Source organism: Pseudomonas mosselii (genome assembly GCF_005796105.1).
Lineage (GTDB): Bacteria > Pseudomonadota > Gammaproteobacteria > Pseudomonadales > Pseudomonadaceae > Aquipseudomonas > Aquipseudomonas mosselii_C.
This window is the reverse complement of sequence record NZ_VAUO01000002.1, coordinates 249,203-275,367: the sequence shown is the minus strand read 5'-3', so window position 1 is coordinate 275,367 and position 26,165 is coordinate 249,203. Positions and strand designations below refer to the sequence as shown.

The following is a 26,165-nucleotide window of genomic DNA, read 5'->3' as shown; positions in this document are numbered from 1 at the left end:
GCGCGGGGCACGGCGCTGTTGCGAGGAGCCCCGCGCTGGGTTTACCAGCGCAGCGAAACTGTGCCCAGCAGCGTGCGCTCTTCACCCCAGTAGCAACGCCCGGCGTTGTTGCAACCGGCCACGTACTCCTTGTCGAACAGGTTGCGCGCATTGATCTCCACCGACCAGTTTTCGTCGATGTCGTAGCCGACCTTGGCATCCACCAGGGTTACGTCACCGCTGTCCAAGGTGCCGTACAGGCTGATCGGGGTGTAGGCGAAGGTGCTGTCGAAGTGGCGCACGCCGGTGCCGAGCTGCAAGCCCTTGAGCAAGCCGTCACGAAAGCGATAGGTGCTCCACACCGACGCTTGGTTGCGCGGTACCCCGGTCATCTGGTGGCCTTCGAGCAGCGAACCTGCCTGATCCTTGGTGATACGCGAGTCGGTATAGGTGTAGGCCGCCGTCAGGTTGAGGTTGTCGGTCAGGTCGCTGTTTAGCTCCAATTCCACGCCCTTGGCGCGGCTGGCGCCGATCTGGCGATAGTCACCGGCATCGAACACCACGTCGTCTTTCTTGCGCAGGTCGTACACCGAGGCGGTGAAGGCGGTGTTCCAGCCCTTGGGCTCGTATTTCACGCCCACCTCGTACTGTTCGCTAGTGGTCGGGTCGAGCGCGCCGTTCTGGCTTTCGGTCTGCTGGGTCGGGGCAAAGGCGGTGGAGTAGCTGAAGTACGGCGACAGGCCGTTTTCGAACTGGTACATCACGCCGGTTTGCCAGGTGAAGTCGCTGTCCCAGTTGTCCATGTCGGCGGGCAGGTTCAGAGTGCCTGCCTTGTTGCGGAACTGGCTGTTGGCGCGGTCCAGGCGCCCGCCGAGCAACAGCACCCACTGGTCGACTTTGGTCTGCCACTGCGCGTAGAGGCCATACAGGGTCTGTTCGAGCAGGGCGTTCTGCACGTGGAACGGCGCACTCGGCGTGCCGCTCCACACCGGGTCGAACACGTTTTCGAGGCGGCCGACACCTGCGTCCCAGTCCTGGTTGAACGAGGTGCGGTCAAGGCTCGCGCCCACCAGCACGGTATGCTCCATCGCGCCTTGCTCGAAGTGGCCTTCGAACTGGTTGTCCAGCGAATAGGCGATCGAGCGGTTGTAGCGGTCGTAGTACTGGACATTCATGGAGGTGCCGAAACCACCGTCCTCCAGGCTACCCGGCCAGGTTTCCTGGCGGTCGATGCGCGACTGCATGTAGCGCGAGTTCTGGCGGAACTGCCAGGTGTCGTTGAAGCGGTGGCTGAACTCGTAGCCCAGGCTCCAGGTTTCACGCTGGAAGTTGTCCCAGTCGGGGTTGCCCGACAGCTGGTCCTTGTCGATCTTGCCGTTGGGGTTGTGCAGCAAGGTGCCGGCAGCCGGGTGGCCCAGCTCCATCAAGGTGCGGTCGCGCTGGTAGGTGGCCAGTACGGTCAGGCTGTTGAAGTCATCGAAATTCAAGGTCAGCGACGGCGCGAGGTATAGACGGTCGTCCGGTTGATGCTCGACCTGGGTGTCGGACTTGCGTCCCATCACCACCAGGCGCCCGAGGATGTTGCCTTCATCGGTCAGCGGGCCAGACACATCGACGCCCAACTGGCGGCGGTTGTGGCTGCCATAGCTGAGCTGCACCTCGCCCCGGGCTTCGGCGGTGGGTCGTTTGCTGACCAGGTTGACCACGCCGCCGGGGGCGTTTTCACCGTACAGGATCGAGGTCGGGCCGCGGAACACTTCCACTCGCTCCAGGCCGTAGGGTTCGCTGCTGGTGTCGTAGCGGTTGCCTTGCACCCGCAGGCCGTCGCGCAACAGGCCATAGCCCCAGTCGGTGGCGTTGAAGCCGCGGATGAAGAACAGGTCGCCGGCTTGCCCGTCACCTCCGGCGAACGGCGGCGAAAAGATGCCCGGCACATAGCCGAGCACTTCAGTGAGGGTCTGCGATTGCTGGTCGTCCATGCGTTTGCGCGTCACCACCGAGACCGAACGCGGGGTCTCGGCCAGGGCGGTGCTGGTCTTGCTCGCCGTGGTGCTCGCCACCGCGCGATAACCGGTGTCTTCCTGGCCACTGCCATTGAGCAAGGCGGCGCTAATGGCGGTGGCATCCAGTTGCAACGCGCTGCCTTCGGCGGCCGGTTGCAGGACATAACCGGCATTGCCCTGCGGCACAGCCAGCAGGCCGCTGCCGTGGAGCAGGCGCGTCAGGCCCTGGGCCACGCTATAGCGGCCGTGCAGGCCTGGGCTGGTCTTGCCGGCCGCCAGCTCGTTGCTGCCGGCCAGATAGATGCCGGCCTGGCCGCTGAACTGATTGAGGGCGGCGGCCAGCGTGCCGGGGGCGATGTCGAAGTTCTGCTCGGTGCTGGCGGCTTGCTCGGCATGCGCCAGGGTGGCCGGCAGCAGCAGCGGCGCGGCGGCGCAAAGGGTTAGCGGCGCGGTGAGCGCCAGGCGAAGCAAGGGGTGGAGAGGCATCGGCATGCGGGTCCCTGGAATCGATACGGCAGGTTGATGGGGGTTGCCAGGGGTAAACCGAATGAGATTGAAAAAGGGGAACTGTGCAGCCGGTTTTTTTTCAGGTGTTTGCCTCAGGGGCCGCTTTGCGGCCCTTCGCGGCCGGACGGCGCCCCGGTGAGGCCGCTCCTACAGGAGGGCGCGCGCAGGGCCGGTTCAAACCGGTTCCAGGGTTACCCACCATGGCGTCAGGCGCTGCACCCGCACCGGCAACGCCGCTTGCAGCAACGCCAGCGCGCGGTCGGTGTCGTCCAGCGGAAACGCGCCCATCACCGACAAGCCGGCCACCGAGGGATGCCAGCCCAGGTGGCCATGGCGATAGCGGCCCAAGGTCTGCAGCAACTGCGCAAGCGGCATGGCCTCGGCGTTCAGGCGCCGCTCGATCCACGACTGCCCGGCGCTCTGTGCGGGGCCGCTGGCGCCGATGGCCTGGGCGCTGAAGTCGACCTGCTGGCCGGCTTGCACGATGCGCCGCTCGCCGCCCAGTGCAGTGCACACCTCGACCGCCCCGGCGTACACGTTCAAGCGCGTGTTGTCGCCTTGCTGGCACACCGCGAAGCGCGTACCCAGGGCCTGCATGCGGCCTTGGGCGGTGTCGACGAAGAACGGACGCTGCGCGTCATGCGCGGTGTCCACGAGGATTTCGCCAAAGCGCAGGCGCAGCACCCGGGCCAGTGCCGAGAAGTCCAGGTCGACCGCGCTCTGAGCGCCCAGCCACAGCTGGCTGCCGTCGTTCAGGCGGGTCTGCCGGTTTTCGCCGATGCCGGTGGAAAGATCTGCTGTCCAGCCCGACAGCGGCGCACCGCGCCAGGCCTGCCAGCCAAGCAGCGAGCTGGCGCCGCACACCAGCAGGGCCTTGAGCCCCGCGCGGCGGCTGAAGCGGTGCGGCTCATGCTCGCGCAGGGCATGCCCGGCAGCGCCGCCTTCGGCCAGCAGCGGGGCGAAGCGTTCGCCCACGCGCTGCACGTACAGCCAGGCGGCCTGGTGCTCGCCGTGCTGGTCTAACCAGTGCTGCCACTGCTGGCGCAGCTGCGGGGCAACCGGTTCATCCTGCAATTGCACATACCAGTGCGCGGCCTGTTGCAGGCTGGCGTGGCTGAGTTTCTGCGTGGGCAGGTTCATCGGCTCACTCCACCAGCACGCCGTCGAGTTCGGCTTCGAGGATGGCGCAGTGCAAGAAGGCTTGGGCCAAGTACTTCTTGATCATCCGTTCGCTGACGCCGATGCGCGCGGCGATGTCGCGGTAGGCCAGGCCGTCGACCTGTGCCAGCAAAAAAGCCTGGCGCACCTTGGCCGGTAGGCGCAGCAGCATGGCGTCTACCTCGTGCAGGGTCTCGACGATGATCGCGCGCTGCTCGGGGGAGGGCTGCACCGCTTCGGGTTGCAACGCCAGTTGCTGCAACCAGGCGTGCTCCAAGCGCTGGCGGCGCCAGTGGTCTACGCACAGACCGCGGGCGATGGTGGCTAGGTACGAGCGCTCGCCGCTGGCGCCGTCGAAGCTGCGCGGGCGCTGGACCAGCCGCACGAAGGTGTCCTGCACCAGGTCGGCAGCTTCGCAGCGACAGCCCAGACGCCGGTGCAGTACGCCCAGTAGCCAGCGCGAGTGGCTGTGGTAAAGGGTGTGGAGCGAGGCATTCACTTCAGGTATCGAAACCACGGCGGCATCCGGCGCGAGCGCTATTTATGTGCAAATGAGAAGTGATCGCAATAGTAGGGGCGCGCGACGAATACTGCAATCGGCCTGAGACAACCTGCCGCCTTGCCTGGCCGTGCACAATTTGTTTGTGCTGGCAATTCGGTTACAATCCGCCGCGAAACGATTCAGCGTGTCGGTCAATTCGACGAAAGACTGGATCGTCTTCGGGTTCTCTAGCTGCTGAACAATGATCACAAAAAGCCTGCGCTGAAGAACATGGAACACCCGGGCCAGCCACAGGCCCTCACTCCGTTCTACAACCCTGGAATCGATCAATGTTCAAGAAAGCTGGCAAGACCTTGCTGGGTCTGGCTGTCGCGGCGAGCTTCATGCACGCCCACGCCGAAGAGACCAAAAAAGTTGACGTGCTGCTGGTCGGCGGCGGCATCATGAGTTCCACCCTGGCGGTCTGGCTCAACGAGCTGGAGCCGAGCTGGTCGATGGAAATGGTCGAGCGCCTGGACGGCGTCGCCGAAGAAAGCTCCAACGGCTGGAACAACGCCGGTACCGGCCACTCCGCGCTGGCCGAGCTGAACTACACCCCGGAAGACAAAGACGGCAACGTCAACATCACCAAGGCCATCGAGATCAACGAGTCGTTCCAGATCTCTCGTCAGTTCTGGGCCTGGCAAGTGCGCCAGGGCGTGCTGAAGAACCCGCACTCGTTCATCAACACCACCCCGCACATGAGCTTCGTCTGGGGCGATGACAACATCAAGTTCCTGAAGAAGCGTTACGACGCCCTGCAGCAGAGCCCGCTGTTCCGTCCGATGCAGTACTCCGAGGACCACGCGCAGATCGCCAAGTGGGTCCCGTTGATGATGCAAGGCCGTGACCCGAATCAGAAACTGGCGGTCACCTGGACGCCGATCGGCACCGACGTGAACTTCGGCGAGATCACCCGCCAGTTCGTCGGCCACCTGAAGGCTCAGCCGAACTTCGACCTCAAGCTGTCCAGCGAAGTGCAGGACATCACCCGCAACGAAGACGGCTCCTGGCACGTCGAGTACAAGAACCTGAAGGATGGCACCGAGCACGCCACCGACGCCAAGTTCCTGTTCATCGGTGCTGGCGGCGGTGCGCTGAAGCTGCTGCAGAAGTCGGGCATCCCTGAGGCCAAGGAGTACGCAGGTTTCCCGGTTGGCGGTTCGTTCCTGGTAACCGAGAACCCTACCGTTGCCATGCAGCACATGGCCAAGGCCTACGGCATTGCCTCCACCGGTGCGCCACCCATGTCGGTTCCGCACCTGGACACCCGCGTGCTCGACGGCAAGCGCGTGATCCTGTTCGGGCCATTCGCGACCTTCTCGACCAAGTTCCTGAAGAACGGCTCGTACCTGGACCTGCTGAGCAGCACCACGATGCACAACGTCTGGCCGATGACCAAGGTCGGTATCGAGCAGTACCCGCTGGTGGAATACCTCGCCGGTCAGCTGATGCTGTCGGATGACGACCGCTTCGAAGCCCTGCGCACCTACTTCCCAGAGGCCAAGAAAGAAGACTGGCGCCTGTGGCAGGCCGGTCAGCGCGTGCAGATCATCAAGCGTGATGCCGAGAAGGGCGGCGTGCTGAAGCTGGGCACCGAAGTGGTGGCCTCGCAAGACCGCACCATCGCAGGCCTGCTGGGTGCCTCGCCAGGTGCTTCGACCGCTGCGCCGATCATGCTCAACGTGCTGGAAACCGTGTTCAAGGAAAAGGTCGCCACCCCAGAGTGGCAAGCCAAGCTCAAGGAGATCATCCCAAGCTATGGCACCAAGTTGAACGACTCGGCCGCCGCCACTCAGAAAGAGTGGAACTACACCGCCGAAGTATTGCAACTTGAGAAGCCGCCGGTGATCGACCAGAGCGTCGGCACCAGCGTTGCGCCGATCGCGGCGCCTGTCGAAAGCAAGCCTGCCAACGACATGGCCCTCTAAGGCCTGAGCGTGTGCCGGGGTAACCCGGCAACACCCGCCCCGAGCTTCGCCACTGGCGGACTCGGGGCTTTTTTGTGGGCTTTTTGAAGTTCCTGCTGCGCCTGGTCAGCTCAACGCTGGCGCAACACGCACGCGAGCAACCCTGGAAACCGTTCATCCAGAATGTCGCTGCGCAGCGAGTTCATGTGCGTGGTGCCGACGTTGCGGGTGTACACCAGCCCGGCCTCGCGCAACACGCGAAAGTGATGGGACATGCTCGACTTCGGACGCCCGCCGTCCAGTTCTCCGCAGCTGGCTTCGGCGGTGCCGGCCAGATGGCGGACGATCTCCAGGCGCACAGGGTCGCTCAGGGCATAGAGCAGGCGCTCCAGCGTGAGGTTGTCGGGGGAGGGGTGAGTATAGGCTCGCATGGCCGACATGATAACGGGGGTTTCCAAAATTGCCATAGTTCGAATATGATCGAACAATCGTATGCAACCCATCCCCTGGAGTTCCCCCATGTCGGCATTGTTCCAGCCCTATACCCTCAAAGACGTGACCCTGCGCAACCGTATCGCCATTCCACCGATGTGCCAGTACATGGCCGAGGACGGCCTGATCAACGATTGGCACCACGTACACTTGGCCGGTCTTGCCCGTGGCGGCGCAGGCCTGGTGGTGGTCGAGGCCACCGCCGTGGCGCCAGAAGGGCGCATCACCCCCGGTTGCGCCGGGATCTGGAGCGACGCCCATGCCCAGGCCTTCGTGCCGGTGGTGCAGGCGATCAAGGCCGCAGGCTCGGTGCCGGGCATCCAGATTGCTCACGCCGGGCGCAAGGCCAGTGCCAATCGCCCTTGGGAGGGCGATGACCACATTGCCGCCGACGACGCTCGCGGCTGGCAGACCATCGCCCCGTCGGCGATCGCCTTCGGTGCCCACCTGCCGAAAGTACCGCGGGAGATGACCTTGGAGGACATCGCCCGGGTCAAGCAGGACTTCGTCGATGGCGCCCGGCGCGCTCGCGAGGCCGGTTTCGAGTGGATCGAGCTGCACTTCGCCCACGGCTACCTGGGTCAGAGCTTCTTCTCGGCGCACTCCAACCAGCGCACCGACGCCTACGGCGGCAGCTTCGACAACCGCAGCCGCTTCCTTCTGGAAACCCTGGCCGCCGTGCGTGAAGTGTGGCCTGAGCACCTGCCGCTGACTGCGCGTTTCGGCGTGCTGGAATATGACGGGCGTGACGAGCAGACCCTGGAAGAGTCCATCGAGCTGGCGCGCCGTTTCAAGGCCGGTGGCCTGGACCTGCTGAGCGTCAGCGTTGGTTTCACCATTCCTGACACCAACATCCCGTGGGGTCCTGCGTTCATGGGCCCAATCGCCGAGCGCGTGCGCCGTGAGGCGGACCTGCCGGTGACTTCGGCGTGGGGCTTTGGTACGCCGCAACTGGCCGAAGGCGCGCTCCAGGCCAATCAGCTGGACCTGGTGTCGGTTGGACGTGCGCACCTGGCCGACCCGCACTGGCCGTATTTCGCGGCCAAGGAGCTGGGCGTGGACAAGGCTTCGTGGACCTTGCCTGCACCCTATGCGCACTGGCTCGAGCGTTATCGCTGAGGTGTGAAGGGGCTGCTTTGCAGCCCATTCGCGGGTGAACCCGCTCCCACAGGGATCTGCGTTGCGATGAAGGGGCTGCCTTCAGGCTGGACGCTACCCCTGTGGGAGCGCGTTTACCCGCGAAGAGGCCTGCACAGGCTAAAACCGATCCAACCGGTAATACGAGGTTGCCAATCCGGCTGACTGCTCCACCATCTTCCCCACCCACTCCGCCGTCACCGCCGCCTGGGTCAAGCCCAGATGCTGGTGCCCGAACGCCAGCAGCACCTTGCCTTCGGCCACCCGGTCAATCACTGGCAACGAGTCCGGTAACGAGGGCCGCAAGCCCATCCAAGGCGTCGCCCCCTCGGCACTCAAGTCCCTCTTGAACAACCCCTGGCTCAGCCGGTGCAACTGCCACGCCCGCTGCATACTCGGCGGTGCGTTCAGCCCTGCGAACTCTACCGTGCCGGCCAGGCGCAAGCCGCCTTCCATCGGGGTCATGATGAAGCGGCGTTCCAGCGACGTGACGGCGAAAGGCAGGCGTTGATGCTCGTTTGGCAGCATCAGGTGATAGCCGCGCTCGGTGTCCAGTGGTACACGCTTGCCGGTCAGTGCCTTGACCAACGCGGCCGAGTGCGCGCCACAGGCCAGCAGCACCTGGCGCGCCTGCAACGCGCCCTGAGCGCTGTCCAGCCTGACCCCATCGTGCTGCACGCGTGCGTTGGTGATCTCGCGACTGGCGAACTGCACACCGGCTGCGAGCGCGGCATCGAACAGGGCGCTGACCACCCGGTACGGGTCGATGAAATGCCCGGTACGCGGAAAGAACAGGCCCCCTTGCAGTGATTCGCTCAACTGTGGCGCCGCATCGCGCACCTGCTGCGCTGGCCAGAATGTCACCGGCACCGCCTGCTCCTGCATGCGTGTGCGCAATGCTTCCAGCGCCTGGCGCGATTCGTGGCGCTCGAACACCAGCAGCGAACCCTGCTCATGGAACAGGTCACTGCGCCCAAGACTACCGAGCAGTCGTTGCCAGGCCCCAAGGCTGGCTTCGTTGAGCGCGCGCAGGCCGGCAACGCTGCGCTGGAACGGCGTCGGGCGCAGGTTGAGCAGCAGCCGGGTGAACCACGGCAGGGCACGGGGCAGGTACTTCCAGTCCAGGCGCAGCGGGCCCATGGGGTCGATCAGCATGTTCGGCAGGCGCTTGAGGATTGACAGGTCGGCAATCGGGAACACCTGCTCGCTGGCCAAATGACCAGCATTGCCCCAAGAGGCACCATGGCCTGGGGCCTGTCGATCAATCAGCAGCACCCGCTTGCCCTGGCGTGCCAGTTGCAGCGCGCAGGCCACGCCGACAATGCCGGCGCCGACCACAGCGATATCGGTGTCGAGGCTGGCCATGGCTCAGGCTTCCCGCTGGCTGTCGAGCAGCCGACGCAGGTGTAGCGGGTTGGCATGTTGCAGAGCGCTGGGCAGCAGCGCGTCGGGGAAGCCCTGGTAGCACACCGGACGCAGGAAGCGCAGGATCGCTGCCGAGCCCACCGAGGTGCTGCGGGTATTGGAGGTCGCCGGGAACGGTCCACCATGCACCATCGCGTCGCAGACCTCCACCCCGGTGGGCCAGCCGTTGACCAGGATGCGCCCAGCCTTGCGCTCAAGGATCGGCAACAGTGCGCGGGCGGCGTCCAGGTCGGCGTCGTCCATGTGCAGGGTGGCGGTCAGTTGGCCTTCCAGGTGTTCGGTCACTTCACGCATTTGATCATCGCTGGTGCAGACCACCACCAGTGAGGCTGCGCCGAACACTTCGGCGTGCAGCGCCGGGTCGGCGAGAAACGCGTTGGCCTCGGTGAGCAACAACTGCGCTTGGCACTGGTTCGGCCCTTGGGCCGGTAGGCCGCGGGCGGCCAGCTGGGCGTTGCGGTTCTCCGCCAGCGCGGCGATTCCGGCCTGGTAGGCATTGAAGATGCCGGGCGTGAGCATGGTCTGGGCCTGAGCCTGGCGCAGGTGCTCGCTGGCCGTCTCTATGAAGCGCTGCAACGCCGGCCCCTGGCGGGCGATCACCAGGCCCGGGTTGGTGCAAAATTGCCCGGCACCCTGCGTGAGCGAGGCGACGAAGCCCTGAGCCAGTGCTTCGCCACGGTTGTGCAGGGCGGCATCGAACAGCAGCACTGGGTTGATCGATGCCATCTCGGCGTACACCGGGATCGGCTCGGGGCGGGCTTGGGCTGCCTGGCACAGGGCGAGGCCGCCGCTGCGCGAGCCGGTAAAACCCACGGCCTTGATGCGCGGGTCGCTGACCAGGCCGATGCCCACTGCGCGTCCAGCGCCGTACAGCAGCGAGAACACGCCCTCGGGCAGCCCGCACAGTTGCGCAGCCTTGGCCACGGCGCGGCCGACCAATTCGCCGGTGCCGGGGTGCGCGCTGTGCGCCTTGACCACCACCGGGCAGCCCGCAGCCAGTGCCGAGGCGGTGTCGCCGCCAGCGACCGAGAAGGCCAGCGGGAAGTTGCTGGCGCCGAACACCGCCACCGGGCCCACGGCCACTTGGCGCTGGCGCAGGTCAGGACGTGGCAGGGGCTGGCGCTCGGGCAGGGCGGTGTCGACGCGCACATCCAGCCACTCCCCGGCGCGCACCACCCGTGCGAAGCTGCGCAACTGCGTGCTGGTGCGGCCACGTTCGCCCAGGATACGTGCGCTGGGCAGGCCGGTTTCGGCAACCGCGCGTTCGATCAGTTCATCGCCCAGGGCTTCGATCTGCTCGGCGATGGTTTCAAGAAAGCACGCCCGTTGTTCGAGCGAGGTGTCGCGGTAGGCATCGAACGCTGCCCAAGCCAGGGCACAGGCCTGGACTACTTGCTCGGCGCTGGCGCCGGGGTAGGCGGGTTCGAGTGGCTGGTCGGTGGCCGGGTCGATGGCGTGGATCGGCGCCTCGGTGCCGGGCACGGCGCGTTGGCCAATCAGCAGGTTGCCGGTGAGGGGCATGGAGGTGTCCTTTGCAAATGAATTCGGGATGCCGTCTTTGTAGGAGCGGCACAAGGCCGCTCCTACACGGGGCGTGCGTCGCAGTCGGGTATCAGGCGATGTTCTGCTCGGCCGACCAACTGGCGTACCACTGGCGGAACAGCGCGTATTGCTGTTCGGCATAGTTGCGCTGGGCATCGGTCAGCACGTCGGTCTCGTTGAAGTGCAGGCTGTACTCGGTGTCGCCGTTGAGCACCATCAGGTGCTTGTAGTACAGCACCAGGTCGCAGCCTTCATCGAACGATGACAGCACCGCCAGCGCCGACTCCAGCTCTCGGGCCAGGCGGCGGGCACGGGCATCGCCCTTGGCGGCCTGCTTGCTCAGGCTGACCAGTTGCAGCACTTCGCGCGGCAGTGCGTTGCCGATGCCGGTGATGGCGCCGGTGGCGTTGCAGTTGACGAAACCGTGTACCACTTGCGTGTCCACACCCACCATCAAGGTCACATCGTCATCTTGCGAGGTGATGTGCTCGGCGGCGTAGCGCAGGTCGGCAGCGCCGCCGAATTCCTTGAAGCCGATCAGGTTTGGGTACTCGCGGCGCAATGCGAAGAACAGGTCGGCGCGGGTGGCGAAGCCGTAGTAGGGGCTGTTGTAGATCACCGCCGGCAGCTTCGGTGCGGCGCCCAGGATCGCTGAGAAGTGCTGCTGCTGGGCGCCCAGCGAGGCGCCTCGGGACAGCACGCGGGGGATCACCATCAGGCCGGCAGCGCCGACCTTGGCAGCGTGCGCCGCGTGGGAGACGGCTTCACGGGTATTCACCGCGCCAGTGCCGACGATGGTCGGGATGCCAGCGGCCACCAGGCGCGCGACGCCTTCCTGGCGCTCGGCCTCGCTCAACAGCGGCCAGTCGCCCATCGAGCCGCAATACACCACCGCGCTCATACCGGCCTCGATCAGTTCGCGGCCCTTGCGTACCAGGGCATCGAAGTCTGGCTTGCGCGCGGCGGTGCACGGGGTCATCAGGGCGGGCATGGTGCCGGTGAAAATGTTGGTGTTCATGGGGTCACTCCTTGCACTGTTCAGTCAGAAAGAACGCCGGGGTCAGATGCCCCAGGCGAAAGGGTCTTGTTCGTCGATCAGCAGGGTGCTGTCGGCGGTCATGTAGGCGCGGCCGGTGATGAACGGGCGAATGCGCTCGCCGAGGCGTTCGAAGCGGCCCTGGAACTGGCTGCCGGTGATACTGGCCTGGGTCCAGACCTGGCCCTCGGCGAGCTTGCCGTCGGCGGCAAGGCACGCGAGTTTGGCGCTGGTACCAGTGCCGCAGGGCGAGCGGTCGTAGGCCTTGCCGGGGCACATCACGAAGTTGCGGCTGTCTGCGTTGGGGTCGTCTGCGAACAGTTCGACATGGTCGATTGGCGCACCGTGCTCGCCGGTGATGCCCTGGGCTGCGAGGGCCTTGAGCAGGGCCCAGGTGTAGTCGGTCAGGGCATCGCGGTTGTCCAGTTCGAGGCGCAGGCCATGCTCACTGACCAGGAAGAACCAGTTGCCGCCCCAGGCAATATCGCCGTGAACGATGCCGTGGCCCGGGACGTCCACCGCTATCTGCTGGCGATAGCGGTAGGCCGGTACGTTGCCGATGGTGATGGCGCCGTCCTCATGCAGGGTGGCACTGACCTGGCCGACCGGGGTGTCGATCTGGTGCTCGCCTGGCTCGATCAGGCCCAGATGGTGCAGCGAGGCAACCAAGCCGATGGTGCCGTGGCCGCACATGTTCAGGTAGCCGGCGTTGTTGAAGAAAATCACCCCGCAGGTGGCACCGGCCGAAACCGGCGGGCAGTAAAGCGCGCCCACCAAAACATCGTTGCCGCGCGGTTCCAGCAGGCAGGCGCGACGCCAGTGGTCGTGTAGCTCGCGCAGCTCGTCGCGTTGTTCGGCCATGCTGCGCCCGGAGAGGGCGGGGAAGCCCTTCATCACCAGGCGGGTGGGTTCGCCGCCGGTGTGGGAATCGATGACTCGGATCTGTTTCATGGGATTGTCCGTTGCAGGTTCAAGTGATCCCGAGGGAGCGGGCTTGCCTCGTGTTGAGGGCGGTGACCACTCCGATCAATGCAGTGGGAATATCAGGAAGCCAGTACCGTCGGCCGATGGCTGCTGTGCACCTGCCCGGGCAGTTCGCTCTCGTCATCCTCATCCAGCCGCACCAAATGCGCGGGTACGCCGGTGGCCGCGCCCCAGTAGTAGATGCCCAGGGCGGCGATGGCCACGACCACGGTATCGAGTGGATGGCCGATCACGCCCAGGCCGCCGAAGCTGCCCAGCCAAGACAGCAGGATGGTCACGGCATAGAAGCCGATCAGCCAGGCCGATGCGCGCACCTGTTGGGCCAGCGACAGGTGTTCGGTGGGTACGAAGCGGCGGCACAGCAGGTACAGCACGAACATCACGATCTGCAGGGCCAGCAACCAGGACACGGTATTCCAGCCCGACCAGTAGACGATCAGCGCGGCGATGATGAACGACAGCGGGCCGAGCACGCGCATGCCCTTGACGCGGAACGGCCGGGGCAGGTTGGGGGCACTGCGGCGCAGGGCGGCGACCGAGACCGGGGCCACGGCGTAGCTGAGCACCAGAGCGGCGGAAACCACGTTGATCAGCGCCTCCCAGGACGGGAACGGCAGGGTCCAGAACACCGACAGACCGAAGGTCAGCCACAGCGCAGGGCGCGGGATGCCGGACTGCTCGTCGATGCGGGTGAAGTACTTGAAGAAGGTGCCGGTCTGTGCCCAGCCATAGATCACCCGTGGGGTGGCGTTCATGTAGATGTTGCCGCAGCCGCTGGGCGAGATCACCGCGTCTGCCACCACCAGGTAGGCCAGCCAGCCCACACCCAGGGCCAGGGCGATGTCACGGTAGGGCAGGGCCAGTTCCTTGGAGATTCCGGCCCAGCCATTGGCCAGCATTTCGGTTGGCACGCTGCCGAGGAAGGCTAGCTGCAGCAAGGCATAGATGGCGGTAGACAGCAGCACTGAAAGGATCAGTGCGATGGGGATGGTGCGCTGTGGGTTCTTCACTTCGCTGGCCACCGAGATGATCGGTGTCAGGCCCAGGTAGGCGAAGATGATGCCGCCCGCCGAGACCGCCATTTCGATGCCTGACAGGCCGAATGGGGCGAAACCTTGCACCTCGAAGTTCTCGGGCTTGAAGAAGGTGAACAATACGCCGATTACCAGCAGCGGCACGATGAACTTGAACACGCTGACCAGGTTATTGGCCTTGGCGAAGGTCTTCACGCTGCGGTAGTTGAGGAAGAAGAACAATCCCAGCAGGGCGAACTGCACCAGCCAGCCCAGTACCGTTGGATCGCTTGAACCGGCCTTGGTCAGCCCAGGGAACCAGGCTGCGGCGTATTGGCGCGAGGCGACCACTTCGATGGCAATTAGGCTGGAGAAGGCGATCAGGGTGATGAAGCCCATCAGGTAGCCCAGCAGCGGGCCGTGTGAATACACCGGGTAACGTACTACGCCACCGGCCCGTGGCAGGGCGGCGCCCAGCTCGCAGTAGACGATGCCCAGCAGCAACACGGCGAAGCCGCCAAGGAACCAGGAGAAGATACCGGCGGGGCCGGCGATGGCCGAGACGTGGCTGGCGGCGAACAGCCAGCCGGAGCCGAAGATCGCGCCAAGGCCGATGAAGGTGAGATCCAGCAAGGACAACTGTTTCTTGAATTTGCCTGACATGGTGGCGCCTTTTTGTAGGTTTTTGGATAGGCAGGTCTGATGTCACGATGCGGCGTTGCGGGCCGCGTTCTTGTGGAGGATGAGCGGCTTGCGTGGGACATAGAGTGGACCGATCGCAGGCTCGGTTCTTGATGCTTTTCTGCAGGTGTGATGACGAAATCGGCACAGTTATAGAAAAGTCTGGCGTTCGGCTGTGTCTGCTGGATAGGCTGTAAGCCATATCGCGCAAGGGCTATAGAGGTGCGGTGGGTGTGCTGGCGCGTTCGCGGGCAAGCCCGCTCCTACAAGTGCCCGCACAGCCAATCGAGCACTGAAGCAATGACTGACATCGCCCTGGCAACCCTGTACCAGACCCTCGACCAGCACCGCCCCGCGTCCCTCGAGGCGTTGCTCACCGGGGTGGTCTGGCTGTTGCCCATGCTCGACGTGATCGCCAACGCGGCAATCTTCATCAAGGACGATCACGCCCGCTATGTGTTGACTAATCGCACCTTGGTGCAACGCTGCGGCCTCAAGCAGCTACAACCGCTGCTGGGCAAGACCAGCGCCGAGGTGTTCCCGGCGCGCCTGGGCCCCGGCTATACCGAACAGGACCGCCGTGTGTTGGAGCACGGGCTGGTGCTGGAGGACCAGTTGGAGTTGCACCTGTACGGCAGCCGCGAGCCGGGTTGGTGCCTGACCCACAAGCGACCGCTGTACGACCCGTCGGGCAGGATCATCGGCCTTGTGGGGATTTCGGTCGATTTGCAAACGGCTGCCGACACGCACCCTGCGTATCAGCGCCTGGCGGCGGTGGACGAGCATATCCGCGCGCATTTCCACCAGCCCATCAGCCTGGGCGAGTTGACCCGCATTGCCGGTATTTCGGTGGCGCAGCTGGAGCGCTACTGCAAGCGGGTGTTCCACCTCACCCCGCGGCAGATGATCCACAAGGCGCGGCTCGAACACGCCCACCGGCTATTGCATTCGGACCTGCCGATTACCGAAGTGGCGCTGCGTTGCGGCTACACCGACCACAGCGCGTTCAGTCGGCAGTTCCGCCAGTTGACCGGTTTCACCCCGCGCCAGTACCGCCAGGCGACCGCTCAGGAGCCCTGAAACAGCGCCCGCGCCTCGTCGAAGCACTGCTCTGCGATCGCCGAGCGCGGTTCGCTGCGGCGTAGCAACAGGCCGACCGGGCTGTGGATGCTGGCCTCGTCGATTGGCAGGATGCACATGTGCTCGCTGAGGTCTTCCAGGCCACAGTCCAGCGGCATGATCGCGCAGCACACGCCGGTGTTGATGGCCTGGATCAGCTGGAAGGTCGAGTCGCTTTCCAGTACCGCGTTAGGCTCGATGCCACGGCTGCGAAAGCTCAGGTCCAGCGATTGGCGATAGTGCATGCCCTTGCTCAGCAGGCCCAGGGGAATCTCGCCCAGGTCCTCCCACCGCAGGCTGGTGGCTTCGAAGTCGAAATGCCGGACGTCGTGCAGCAGGCCCATGGTGGTGGTGCCCAGCTCGATCACTTCGAAGAAGCTGGCGTTGACCTGGTCGAGGTAGCAGATCCCCAAATCCAGCTGGTTGCGGCTCAAGCCATCCATGATCTGTTCGGTGCTATGGGAGCTGAGCTGGAATTGCAACTCCGGGTATTTTTCGCGCAGCGGCAGCAGCAGGTGCATGGGGTTGAAGCTGGCCAGCGGCACCGTACCCAGGCGCAGGCTGCCGACCACCTGGCCACGGCAGCTGGCGGCTTCGGCTTGCAGGCCGTCGTGGGCCGCCAGCAGGGTACGGGCCCAGGCCAGGATGCGCTCGCCGGCCTCGGTGAAACCCTCGAAGCGTTGGCCACGCTTGACCAGGACCAGGTCCAGTTCGTCCTCCAGGTTGCGCAGGCGCATCGACAGCGTGGGCTGGGTGATGTGGCAGAGCGCCGCGGCCTGCCCGAAGTGGCGGGTCTGGTCGAGGGCGATAAGGAACTTGAGTTGCTTGATGTCCATGGGCGGGCCTGGGCGTGCGAGATGTGGTGACCTTAACCAAGAGTGAGGGGCATGACCACAAATGGATGCTGGCGCGGGTTGTGTAGGAGCGCCCTTTAGCGACACAAGGCTGCTCCTACAGGCGATCAAACCGGAACAGGTGATAGGGACTGTCGATCACTTGGTACGCCATATCGATTGGACGCGCGCCGGCCCTGGCCCTAGCGTTGGCCACACTGCCATTCAAGGAGCCTCACCGTGAGCGTCAAACCTGACGCGGTCTTCGTGCCGCTGAATATCGCCGTGCTGACTGTCAGCGACACCCGCACCTTTGAGACCGATACCTCCGGCGAGCTGCTGGCCAGCCGTGCGGTGGGCGTGGGCCACCGCCTGGTGGCGCGGGAACTGCTCAAGGACGACCTTTACAAGATCCGCGCCCAGGTCGCCACGTGGATTGCCGACGAGCAGGTGCAGGTGGTGCTGATCACCGGCGGTACCGGTTTTACCGGGCGCGACAGCACGCCCGAAGCGGTTGACTGCTTGCTGGACAAACGTATCGACGGTTTCGGCGAGCTGTTCCGTGCGCTGTCGATTCTCGATATTGGCACCTCCACCGTGCAGAGCCGGGCCCTGGCTGGCATGGCCAACGGCACCCTGGTGTGCTGCCTGCCGGGCTCCACGGGGGCATGCCGCACGGCGTGGGAGGGGATTCTGGTCGAGCAACTCGATGCCCGGCACCGGCCGTGCAATTTCGTGGCGCATCTCAAACCGATCGGGTTGTGCGAAAGCCGCGGTTGAGGCGCCCGTTCAGCTCAACACATGCTCCACCGGCATCAATGCCGGTGGTAGTGGCTCATGTCCCAAGGCCGACAGCACATCGCGCTCGATGGTGCGCACCAGGGCGTCGGTCGGCAGGTCATTCTCGTCACGCCCGAATGGGTCTTCCAGCTCGTTGCCGATCGCATCCAGCCCAAAGAACGTGTAGCTGACCAGGGTGGTGAACAACGGTGCCAGCCAGCCCAGCGGTTCGGCCAGGGCGAACGGCAACAGCAGGCAGAAGATGTAGATGGTGCGGTGCAGCAGCAGGGTATAGGGGAACGGTAGCGGGGTGCCTTTGATCCGCTCGCAGGTGGCCTGAACCTGGGACAGGCCGAGCAAGCGCTGCTCCAGCAAGGTGTAGCGCATGTCGCTGATCGCCAGCGCCGCGCAATCCTTGCCCACTGCCTGCAGGATGCCGTCGCAGACGTTGTGCGGCGTGACCGCCTGGCCTTCGACGAGCCACGGTTGGGCGGCACGCAGTTCATCTTCGTTGCGTAACCGGGCATTCAAGGCATGCGCGAAACCGCACAGGTTGCGTAGCAGTTGCGCGCGTAGCGCATGATCTTCGATCACCACGCTTGCACGTACAAACGAACGCACTTCGATGATCATCTGCCCCCATGCCTTGCGACCCTCCCACCAGCGGTCGTAGCAGGCATTGTTGCGAAAACTCATGAAAATCGACAGCGACAGGCCCAGCAAGGTGAAGGGGGTGGCGCTGACCGGATAGAACAGCGCCGGATAATGCCGTTCGATCAGTACGATTAGCGCGGCCAACAGGGTCACCCCCAGGCAGCGCAGGGCAATGCGTTTGACGATCGAACCCTTGAGGGTGAACAACACGCGCAGCATGTCGGGGCGTGAGTGGACGATCACAGCGGTTCCAGAGGCGGACGATCAGCCGCCGGTCATGTTCATGAAGCGCAGGATTTGCACCTCGCCGCCCACTTCGAAATGGTGGCGATAGGGCTTGAGCTGCATGGCATCACGGATGGCGGCTTCGAGGCGTGCGCTGTCGCCTGGGTGCTGGCGCAGCACCTGCTTGAGGTCCAGCGAATGCTCGTTGCCCAGGCACAACAGCAGGCGGCCTTCGACGGTCAGGCGCACACGGTTGCAGGTGGCGCAGAAGTTATGGCTATGGGGCGAGATGAAACCCACTCGGGTGTTCGGTGCCTCGGCCAGGCGCCAGTAGCGGGCTGGGCCCTGCGAAGACTCTGCGGACTCGATCAGGCTGAAGTGCGCGGCCAGGCGCGCGCGCACCTCGTCGCTGGAGCAGTACGACTCGCTGCGCTGGTGCTCGCTGATCACTCCCAGCGGCATCTCCTCGATGAACGAGATATCCAACTCGCGGTCGATGGCGAAGCGCACCAGGTCGACGATTTCGTCATCGTTGCGGCCCTTGAGCACCACGGCGTTAAGCTTGGTGCGCCGAAAGCCGGCGGCGCGGGCAGCGTCGATGCCGGCGATCACCTGGGTCAGGTCGCCGGTGCGGGTCAGGTTGCGGAAACGCTCAGGGTCCAGGCTGTCCAAGCTGATATTCAGGCGTGCGACACCCGCATCGAACAGGGGGCTTGCCAGGTGGCCGAGCTGCGAGCCATTGCTGGTCAAGCACAGCTCGCGCAGGCCAGGAAGGGCGGCAATGCGTTGGCACAGCCCGACAATTCCCTGGCGCACCAATGGCTCGCCACCGGTCAGGCGGATCTTGCGGGTGCCCAAGGCCACGAAGCGTTCGGCGACCTGGTAGAGCTCTTCGAGGCTGAGGATCTGCTGGCGCGGCAGGAACTGCATGTCTTCGGCCATGCAATAGACGCAGCGAAAGTCGCAGCGGTCGGTAACCGACATCCGCAGGTAGTCGACTTTGCGATTGAATCCGTCGATCAGGGCCGGGAGCTGTTCCACATTGGCGCTCGAAAGAAATAGGGTGGTACGGTCCAAACTATCCCGAGCGCAGGACAGCGTCAAATTGCTTTCCCTGACCGCTTGATCGACCGCCTCTATCATGCCGCAAACCAAGCTAGACAAGGGGGCGCGTGTTGCGCGATGCGCGGGTAAACCGGCTTGCACCGGCTGAACCGTCGTTTCAGGGCGACAACGAGCCGGTGGTCGCCGATTTGGCCACGAATGCCATCGCGCAGTTCAACGCCATGATCGACAGCACCTATCACAGCGTAAGACATTTCGATTGGACGCCCGTGTCGCGCACTCCATAGGCTGGAATAAGCAGCGGGTCAGTGGATCCGCCCCAGCATTATCCTGCCCCGCGAAAGGACCGACCCCATGCACGATGACCCACACATCAGGGACTACAAAGGCCCAGCTGCCGGCTGGGGCGCGCTCAAGAGCGTGACCAAGAGCTGGCTGGGCAGTCAAAACCCCTTCAAGAACCTGCGTGCCATGCTCAAGACCAACCAGAACGGTGGCTTCGACTGCCCTGGCTGCGCGTGGGGCGAGTCGCCTGAAAGCGATACGGTGAAGTTTTGCGAAAACGGCGCCAAGGCGGTCAACTGGGAAGCTACCGGGCGTTCGGTTGATCCCGCATTCTTCGCCCGCTACAGCGTCAGCCAGTTGCTTGAGCAAACCGACTATTGGCTCGAATACCAGGGGCGTCTGACCCACCCGATGCGCTATGACGCGGCGACCGATCATTACGTCGAAACCAGCTGGGATGAAGCGTTCGCGCTGATCGCCCAGCACTTGAACAGCCTCCAGTCACCGGACCAGGCAGAGTTCTACACGTCCGGTCGGGCCAGCAACGAAGCGGCGTTTCTCTACCAACTGTTCGTACGTGCCTTTGGCACCAATAATTTCCCCGACTGCTCGAACATGTGTCACGAAGCCAGCGGCGCAGGCATGTCGGAAACCCTAGGCGTGGGCAAGGGCACCGTGGTGTTCCACGACCTGGAGCTGGCCGACGCGATCTTCGTCATCGGCCAGAACCCGGGCACCAACCACCCACGTATGCTCGAACCGCTGCGTGAGGCGGTCAAGCGCGGCGCCCAGGTCATCTGCTTCAACCCGCTCAAGGAGCGCGGCCTGGAACGTTTCCAGCACCCGCAGCACCCTTTCGAGATGCTCAGCAACGGCTCCGAACCGACCAATACCGCGTATTTTCGCCCGGCCCTAGGGGGTGACATGGCGGCCATGCGCGGCATCGCCAAGTGCTTGCTGCAATGGGAGCGAGAGGCGCAGCGCAACGCTGAACCGGCGGTATTCGATCATGCCTTCATCGCCGCGCACACCAGCGGCATCGACGCCTATCTGGAGGCCGTGGACGCGACCTCCTGGGCGCACATCGTCGAGCAATCAGGGTTGAGCAAGGCTGAGATTGAACTGGCGGCACGCATGTACCGCAAGGCCGAGCGGGTGATCATGTGCTGGGCGATGGGCATCACCCAGCACCGTCATTCGGTGCCGACGGTACAGGAAATCGTCAACCTGCAACTGCTGCGCGGCAACGTCGGCAAGCCCGGCGCGGGCTTGTCGCCAGTGCGTGGGCACAGCAACGTGCAGGGCGACCGCACCATGGGGATCGATGAGAAACCCAAGGCTGCGCTGCTCGATGCGCTGGAAAAACGCTTCCAGTTTCAGGTACCGCGTGCCCACGGCCACAATGCGGTGCTGGCGATCAAAGCGATGGAGCAGGGCCGTGCGAAGGTGTTCATCGGACTGGGCGGCAACTTTGCCCAGGCCACCCCGGACACCCCGCGTACCCACGCGGCGCTGCGCAACTGCGCGCTGACCGTGCAGATCTCCACCAAGCTCAACCGCTCGCATCTGGTCACCGGGCGTGATGCGCTGATCCTGCCGTGCCTGGGGCGTACCGAGATCGATATTCAGGCTCAGGGCCCGCAGGGCGTGACGGTGGAGGACACCTTCAGCATGGTGCATATCTCCCATGGCCAGCTCAAACCGCGCTCGCCGCACCTGCGTTCGGAGCCCGCGATCATCGCCGGGATGGCCCAGGCCACCTTGGGCAAGCGCCCCATCGATTGGGCTCACGCCATCGCCGATTATTCGCGTATCCGCAGCATGATCGCCGACGTGATCCCAGGATTCGCCAATTTCAACGAGCGCCTGCAATCGCCTGGCGGCTTCCACCTGGGCAACGCCGCCGCCGAGCGCGAGTTCCGTACCCGCACCGGCAAGGCCTGTTTCAGCCCGCATGCGCTGCCTGAACAACTGGTCAACGCCCAGGTGCTGGCGCGCGGCGACAAGCCGGATCTGATCCTGCAGACCCTGCGCTCCCACGATCAGTACAACACCACCCTGTATGGCCTGGACGACCGCTACCGTGGGGTGTTCGGTCTGCGCGAGGTGGTGTTCGTCAACCCAGCTGACATCCGCCGGCTGGGCTTCGAGCCGGGCGAGCAGGTGGACCTGGTGTCGCTGTGGGAGGATGGTGTGGAGCGGCGCGTGTCAGGGTTTCGCCTGGTGGCCTATGACGTGCCCGAGGGGCAGGCGGCGGCCTACTATCCCGAGACCAACCCGCTGGTGCCGCTGGAGAGCTATGGCGATGGCACCTACACGCCGACTTCGAAGTTCGTGGCGATCAAGCTGCACAAGGCCCAGGCAGGCAACCGTATTGCGGCGGCGGCCGCAGAGTGATCGTTTGATCGCTTCCAGCCCGGATCTCGGCTACTGCACGCATCGCCGGGGCCGCTTTGCGGCCCTTCCGCGGCACAATGCCGCTCTCATAGAACTACACATAACTTGTTGATTTAGAAGGAGTCTGTGGGAGCGGAGCGCTTGCGAAATCAGTTCTCTGCGCGACAGCGCAGCCCAAAGGGCTGGGTGATCTCCTACAGATCCGGCGTTGATTCGGGCATCGCGCAGTCTTGGCACGGTCCCCTGTGTAGGAGCGGCCTTGTGCCGCGAAAGGGCTGCATAGCAGCCCAAGGATCTCAGCCACGGCACACATAAGAGAGTGATGTGGCTTCAGCGACTGACCGGATACGCCGTGGTGTACTTCATCTGCTCCATGGCAAAGCTCGAGGTGATATTGGACAACCCCTCGGTGCTGGTGATGAGCTTCTTGTAAAAACGGTCATAGGCCTTGATGTCGCCGACCACCACCCGCAGCATGTAGTCCCAGTCGCCGGACATCCGGTACACCTCCATGACTTCCTCGAACGCCGTTACGGTGGTGGCGAACTGCGCCAACCACGCGCTGTCATGGCGCTGGGTCTTGAGCTGCACGAACACCGTCAGCCCCAGGCCCAGCCGCTCGGGATCGAGCAGCGTGACGCGGCCACGAATGTAGCCTTCCTCCTCAAGGCGTTTGACGCGTTTCCAGCACGGCGTGGTCGACAGATTGACCGCTTCGGCCAAATCCTTGAGCGACAGCGAGGCGTCGCGCTGAAGCAGGGTGAGGATATGCTGGTCGAAACTGTCCATGGTGCGTTTAGGCTCAATGGGAGAAAAAGTTACCCCAGATTAGCCGCTTATAGTGATAAAGGGGAGCCATGGGGCCTTCGCATCGATAACAATATTCGCGGCAGCGCCAGTGCCCCGCGGATATGCGATAGTGGCGTCTTTTCCACTTCGCCCAAGAGCCCGAGCATGTCCGACAAGCCGCGTAATTTCGCCACCCGCACCATCCACGCCGGCGAGCAGTCCAACGTTGCCGACAACGCCATCTTCCCGGCCATCGTCACCTCCAGCTCCTTTATCAAGCGTGGGTTGGACGACCATCCCGAGTACGCCTACAGCCGCGTCAGCAATCCCACCCGCCACGCCTATGAGACGTGCGTGGCCGAACTGGAAGAAGGGGTCGGCGCGGTGGCGTGCGCCTCGGGCGTGAGCGCGACCGCCACGGTGCTCGAACTGCTCGACAAGGACGCCCATGTAGTGGTGATGAACGGGGTCTACGGTGGTACGTTCCGACTGCTTGAGGACTACCGCGCGCGCACCTCGGGCTTGACCACTACCTACGTCGATCTCAACGACCTCGACGCCGTGGCCGCAGCCATCCGGCCCGAAACGCAATTGATCTGGATCGAATCGCCGACCAACCCGCTGCTGCATCTTGTGGATATCAAGGCGGTATGCGCGCTGGCCCGCGAGCGCGGCATCCTGACCTGCATCGACAACACCTTCTGCTCGCCATGGAATCAACAGCCGATCACCCTCGGCGTGGATCTGGTGATGCATTCGGCGAGCAAGTACATCGGTGGCCACTCCGACCTGACCGGTGGCGTGGTGGTGGCGGCCAACCACGACCTGCTCAAGCGCCTGCGCCGCATCAGTATGGCGGTGGGTGCCATTCAGGGCCCGTTCGATTGCTACCTGGCGTTGCGTGGGCTCAAGACCCTCGATGTGCGCATGGACCGCCAGAGCGCCAATGCCCTGCGCGTGGCGCAATTCCTCGAAGGGCATCCGCAGGTCGAGCAGGTGTTCTATCCGGGCTTGCCGAGCCATCCGCAGCATGCACTGTGCACCCGCCAGATGCGTACCGGCGGGGCGGTGGTGGCGCTGCGTATCAAAGGCGACCGGGCAGCGGTCAACCGGCTGGTGGAGGCGTTGCAGATCTTCGTGCTGGCCGACTCGCTGGGTGGGGTGGAGAGCATGATCAACCACTCCTGGAGCATGTCGCACAACTCTTTGAGCCCGGCGCAGAAGGGCGAGATGGGGATCAGCGAGAATCTAGTGCGCTTGTCGGTGGGGATCGAGGATTACCGCGACCTGATCGAGGACCTGGAAACGGCATTGCAGGCATCGGCTTGAGGGTACGCTGAGTACGGGGCGCGTCCTGCCGGTGTAGCACCGTTGCGACGTGCCCCGCGATGGCCGTGTCAGGCCTTGGGCGGATGGATGATTCGTTCGATCTTATCCTTGAGCAGTAGTCTTTCCTTGCGCAGGCGGTTGACCGCCTCGTCGTTGGTGCCGTTGCCTTCGGCGGCGACGACCTCCTTGTCCTTGGCGTTGTACTCCTTGTGCAGCGAATGGAGTGCCTGGTCCTTGTCCATGAGCGCCTGGAATGCGTCAGCGGTAATGTGCAGGTCTGCTAGCAAATCGTGCGGAACTGGCATTTCTTCACCTCTGTCTGGGGTTGGCGAAAGGGCCTGATCTCTGAGAATAGTCGCCCTGCGCGCAGTCGTGGAGTCGATAGCGATGCGTCAGCCCTGGCTGAATGAATGCTGAATGAAAACTGTTTATTCAGTGAAATCCACTGTCGCACCAATTGTTACCAAGTTTTTCACAAAAAATTGATGCTAGGCTTTCTAGAGTTCGGCCAACTTTCCAGGGCCCGTCCGGTCGCCCTGGCCGCTCATGAACTCTAAGTGCGAATGCCAATGTTGAATGTCAAATCCCTGCGGACTGAATGGGTCACGCTGTTGGCCAGCCTTTACCTGTTGATTGGCCTCAACACCTACCTTTGGGGGCACCTGCAAAGCATTCTGCCGCCCGGCATGGTAGGGCTCTGGCTGGGCTTGGCGTTCGTTGTGCTGATGCTGTTCGCCTTCAACCTGATACTGACGTTGTTGGCCTTTCGTTATGTCTTGAAACCGGTATTGATTCTCCTGTTCATGAGTGGGGCAGGGGTGGCTTATTTCATGAATCAATACGGCGTACTGATTGATGCAGGCATGTTCCGCAATGTCGCGGAAACCAATGTTGCGGAAGTACGCGACTTGTTGTCTGTGAAGTTTGTGCTGTATATCGCGCTGCTCGGTGGGCTGCCGTCGCTGCTGGTGTGGAAGGCCAACATCGTCTATCGCCCCTGGCACCGCGATTTGCTCGGCAAGCTGGTGGTCAGCGGCGCGTGCGTGGCGGCGTTAGGTTCGGTGGCATTGATCAACTATCAGGGTTTGTCATCGCTGTTTCGCAATCACCACGAGCTGCGCTTGATGCTCACCCCAAGCAACATCGTCGGCGCTTCCATCGGCTACGTGAACGAGCAGTTCGGCACCGCTGCGCGGCCGTTCCAGACCTATGGTGAAGACGCCCGCCGCGATGCGGCCTGGCAGCACCACACACGTAAATCCCTGACCGTACTGGTGGTGGGGGAAAGTGCCCGTGCGGAGAATTTCGGGCTGCTGGGCTATGCCCGCGACACCACGCCCAAGCTGGCCCGGCAGGCAGGTCTGCTGAGCTTCACCGACGTGCACTCGTGCGGTACCGAGACCGCCGTGTCGGTGCCCTGTATGTTCTCCGGCATGGGCCGCAAGAACTATGACGCCCGGGTGGCCAAGAACCGCGAGGGGCTGCTGGATATCCTCCAGCGTGCTGGCCTTGCCGTGCAGTGGCGCGACAATCAGTCCGGCTGCAAGGGGACCTGCGACCGGGTGCAGTTCATCGACGTGAGCAACCTCAAGGACCCGACCTTGTGTGCGGGCGGTGAGTGCCACGATCAGATCCTGCTGCAGGGGCTGGGCGAGCTGATCGACAACCTCGACAAGGACACCGTGCTGGTGCTGCACCAGATGGGTAGCCATGGCCCGGAATACTTCAAGCGTTATCCGCAAGGGCAGGAGCCGTTCCAGCCGGTGTGCCGCAGCAATGCGCTGAACCAGTGCAGCCGCGAAGAGATCATGAATGGCTATGACAACACCCTGGCCTACACCGATAGCGTTCTTTCGTCGCTGATCGATACCCTGCGCAGCAAGCAGGACAAGGTCGATACCGCGATGATCTACCTCTCCGACCACGGCGAGTCGCTGGGCGAGTACAACCTGTTCCTGCATGGCACCCCGTACGCCATCGCGCCGGATCAGCAAAAGCACGTGCCATTGCTGGCGTGGTTCTCCGACAGTTACCGCCAGGACTTCGGCCTGGATACCGAGTGCATGGCCAAGCTGCGTGATGCACCGTTGTCCCAGGACAACCTGTTCCACTCCATGCTCGGCCTGCTGCAGGTGCGTACGGCGGTCTACCAGCAATCGCTGGACATGTTCGCCAGTTGCCGGCCGTGGCTGGCGGCAGGACGTTGAGCCACCTGCACACGAAGCACGGCGCTGCGCCGTGCATTGTGTGCAGGCTGATTCGATCTTGCACCGGGCAACCG

The 26,165-nt window shown here is 64.0% G+C and carries 22 protein-coding genes; 8 read left to right on the top strand and 14 right to left on the bottom strand.

From position 1 onward, the window contains the following. Window positions 1–41: 41 nt before the first annotated feature. From FEM01_RS06180 to FEM01_RS06170, 3 genes are all read right to left on the bottom strand, one after another. On the bottom strand, window positions 42–2,474 hold the full coding sequence (locus tag FEM01_RS06180; RefSeq protein ID WP_138218415.1) for a TonB-dependent siderophore receptor: 2,433 nt from the start codon (window positions 2,472–2,474) through the stop codon (window positions 42–44). 189 nt (window positions 2,475–2,663) lie between these two features. Then, window positions 2,664–3,629, bottom strand: coding sequence for a FecR domain-containing protein (locus tag FEM01_RS06175; RefSeq protein ID WP_138218414.1), 966 nt, complete (start codon window positions 3,627–3,629; stop codon window positions 2,664–2,666). A 4-nt stretch (window positions 3,630–3,633) separates the two neighbouring features. Next, entirely contained in the window at window positions 3,634–4,164 is a 531-nt protein-coding gene (locus FEM01_RS06170) for a sigma-70 family RNA polymerase sigma factor (RefSeq protein ID WP_138218413.1), read from the bottom strand. 314 nt (window positions 4,165–4,478) lie between these two features. Here FEM01_RS06170 and mqo point away from each other — a divergent pair, with 314 nt between their 5' ends. Then, window positions 4,479–6,119: a malate dehydrogenase (quinone) gene (gene mqo / locus FEM01_RS06165; RefSeq protein ID WP_138218412.1), complete on the top strand. Its 1,641-nt coding sequence runs from the start codon at window positions 4,479–4,481 to the stop codon at window positions 6,117–6,119. Between the two features lie 110 nt (window positions 6,120–6,229). Here mqo and FEM01_RS06160 read toward each other — a convergent pair whose 3' ends face one another. Further along, window positions 6,230–6,565: an ArsR/SmtB family transcription factor gene (locus FEM01_RS06160; protein ID WP_138218411.1), complete on the bottom strand. Its 336-nt coding sequence runs from the start codon at window positions 6,563–6,565 to the stop codon at window positions 6,230–6,232. Between the two features lie 52 nt (window positions 6,566–6,617). Here FEM01_RS06160 and xenA point away from each other — a divergent pair, with 52 nt between their 5' ends. Then, a complete protein-coding gene (gene xenA, locus FEM01_RS06155) occupies window positions 6,618–7,709 on the top strand; it encodes a xenobiotic reductase XenA (RefSeq protein ID WP_138218410.1) in 1,092 nt (363 codons plus the stop codon). 138 nt (window positions 7,710–7,847) lie between these two features. On the opposite strand, the gene FEM01_RS06150 is transcribed toward xenA, so the two are convergent. The 5 genes from FEM01_RS06150 to FEM01_RS06130 all read right to left on the bottom strand — a co-directional run bounded on the left by FEM01_RS06150 (window position 7,848) and on the right by FEM01_RS06130 (window position 14,390). Then, the gene (locus tag FEM01_RS06150; RefSeq protein WP_138218409.1) at window positions 7,848–9,092 is read right to left on the bottom strand and encodes an NAD(P)/FAD-dependent oxidoreductase; all 1,245 of its coding nucleotides are present in this window, start codon (window positions 9,090–9,092) and stop codon (window positions 7,848–7,850) included. A gap of 3 nt (window positions 9,093–9,095) precedes the next feature. Continuing rightward, window positions 9,096–10,673 (bottom strand): aldehyde dehydrogenase (NADP(+)), encoded by a 1,578-nt coding sequence (locus FEM01_RS06145; RefSeq protein WP_138218408.1) that lies wholly within the window; start codon window positions 10,671–10,673, stop codon window positions 9,096–9,098. A gap of 91 nt (window positions 10,674–10,764) precedes the next feature. Beyond that, entirely contained in the window at window positions 10,765–11,712 is a 948-nt protein-coding gene (locus FEM01_RS06140) for a dihydrodipicolinate synthase family protein (RefSeq protein ID WP_138218407.1), read from the bottom strand. A gap of 42 nt (window positions 11,713–11,754) precedes the next feature. After that, entirely contained in the window at window positions 11,755–12,681 is a 927-nt protein-coding gene (locus tag FEM01_RS06135) for a 4-hydroxyproline epimerase (protein WP_138218406.1), read from the bottom strand. A gap of 92 nt (window positions 12,682–12,773) precedes the next feature. Then, entirely contained in the window at window positions 12,774–14,390 is a 1,617-nt protein-coding gene (locus tag FEM01_RS06130) for an APC family permease (protein ID WP_138218405.1), read from the bottom strand. Between the two features lie 318 nt (window positions 14,391–14,708). Here FEM01_RS06130 and FEM01_RS06125 point away from each other — a divergent pair, with 318 nt between their 5' ends. Then, window positions 14,709–15,488: an AraC family transcriptional regulator gene (locus FEM01_RS06125; RefSeq protein ID WP_138218404.1), complete on the top strand. Its 780-nt coding sequence runs from the start codon at window positions 14,709–14,711 to the stop codon at window positions 15,486–15,488. Here FEM01_RS06125 and FEM01_RS06120 read toward each other — a convergent pair. Next, complete coding sequence (locus FEM01_RS06120) at window positions 15,476–16,363, bottom strand: LysR family transcriptional regulator (RefSeq protein ID WP_138218403.1); 888 nt, start codon at window positions 16,361–16,363, stop codon at window positions 15,476–15,478. The genes FEM01_RS06125 and FEM01_RS06120 overlap by 13 nt on opposite strands. A gap of 237 nt (window positions 16,364–16,600) precedes the next feature. On the opposite strand from FEM01_RS06120, the gene moaB reads away from it, so the two are divergent. Next, window positions 16,601–17,140 carry a molybdenum cofactor biosynthesis protein B gene (moaB, locus tag FEM01_RS06115; protein ID WP_138218402.1) on the top strand — a complete coding sequence of 180 codons (540 nt, stop codon included), beginning with the start codon at window positions 16,601–16,603 and terminating at the stop codon, window positions 17,138–17,140. Window positions 17,141–17,149: 9 nt separating this feature from the next. Here moaB and FEM01_RS06110 read toward each other — a convergent pair whose 3' ends face one another. After that, a complete protein-coding gene (locus FEM01_RS06110; RefSeq protein WP_276610521.1) occupies window positions 17,150–18,037 on the bottom strand; it encodes a bestrophin family protein in 888 nt (295 codons plus the stop codon). A gap of 21 nt (window positions 18,038–18,058) precedes the next feature. Continuing rightward, entirely contained in the window at window positions 18,059–19,060 is a 1,002-nt protein-coding gene (gene moaA / locus FEM01_RS06105) for a GTP 3',8-cyclase MoaA (RefSeq protein WP_138218401.1), read from the bottom strand. A 131-nt stretch (window positions 19,061–19,191) separates the two neighbouring features. Here moaA and FEM01_RS06100 point away from each other — a divergent pair, with 131 nt between their 5' ends. Continuing rightward, window positions 19,192–19,371, top strand: a complete 180-nt coding sequence (locus FEM01_RS06100) for a hypothetical protein (protein ID WP_138218400.1) — start codon at window positions 19,192–19,194, stop codon at window positions 19,369–19,371. Between the two features lie 67 nt (window positions 19,372–19,438). Beyond that, on the top strand, window positions 19,439–21,766 hold the full coding sequence (locus FEM01_RS06095) for an FdhF/YdeP family oxidoreductase (RefSeq protein WP_138218399.1): 2,328 nt from the start codon (window positions 19,439–19,441) through the stop codon (window positions 21,764–21,766). Between the two features lie 330 nt (window positions 21,767–22,096). On the opposite strand, the gene FEM01_RS06090 is transcribed toward FEM01_RS06095, so the two are convergent. After that, on the bottom strand, window positions 22,097–22,555 hold the full coding sequence (locus tag FEM01_RS06090) for an Lrp/AsnC family transcriptional regulator (protein ID WP_138218398.1): 459 nt from the start codon (window positions 22,553–22,555) through the stop codon (window positions 22,097–22,099). A gap of 165 nt (window positions 22,556–22,720) precedes the next feature. On the opposite strand from FEM01_RS06090, the gene FEM01_RS06085 reads away from it, so the two are divergent. Further along, entirely contained in the window at window positions 22,721–23,884 is a 1,164-nt protein-coding gene (locus tag FEM01_RS06085) for a trans-sulfuration enzyme family protein (protein WP_138218397.1), read from the top strand. 68 nt (window positions 23,885–23,952) lie between these two features. Here the strand turns inward: FEM01_RS06085 and FEM01_RS06080 are convergent, their stop codons facing one another. Next, the gene (locus FEM01_RS06080) at window positions 23,953–24,189 is read right to left on the bottom strand and encodes a YdcH family protein (RefSeq protein ID WP_138218396.1); all 237 of its coding nucleotides are present in this window, start codon (window positions 24,187–24,189) and stop codon (window positions 23,953–23,955) included. A gap of 264 nt (window positions 24,190–24,453) precedes the next feature. Here FEM01_RS06080 and FEM01_RS06075 point away from each other — a divergent pair, with 264 nt between their 5' ends. Then, the gene (locus FEM01_RS06075; RefSeq protein WP_138219106.1) at window positions 24,454–26,091 is read left to right on the top strand and encodes a phosphoethanolamine transferase; all 1,638 of its coding nucleotides are present in this window, start codon (window positions 24,454–24,456) and stop codon (window positions 26,089–26,091) included. Window positions 26,092–26,165 lie beyond the last annotated feature (74 nt).